The 239-nt window shown below is 51.0% G+C and carries 2 tRNA genes; both read left to right on the forward strand.

The annotated features are described in order from the left end of the window. The first annotated feature begins 79 nt into the window (after window positions 1-79). A tRNA-Thr gene (locus tag FN960_RS22435) sits at window positions 80-152 on the forward strand. Between the two features lie 11 nt (window positions 153-163). Next, a tRNA-Lys gene (locus FN960_RS22440) sits at window positions 164-236 on the forward strand. Window positions 237-239: the final 3 nt, after the last annotated feature.

The raw sequence follows: 239 nt of genomic DNA on the forward strand, positions 1-239 counted from the left end.
GAGGATTAGCTCAGCTGGGAGAGCATCTGCCTTACAAGCAGAGGGTCGGCGGTTCGAGCCCGTCATCCTCCACCATTATGCCGGCCTAGCTCAATTGGTAGAGCAACTGACTTGTAATCAGTAGGTTGGGGGTTCAAGTCCTCTGGCCGGCACTGTATTTTTTGAGCCATTAGCTCAGTTGGTAGAGCATCTGACTTTTAATCAGAGGGTCGAAGGTTCGAATCCTTCATGGCTCACTT

Source organism: Alkalicoccobacillus porphyridii, assembly GCF_007293315.1.
GTDB lineage: Bacteria > Bacillota > Bacilli > Bacillales > Bacillaceae_D > Alkalicoccobacillus > Alkalicoccobacillus porphyridii.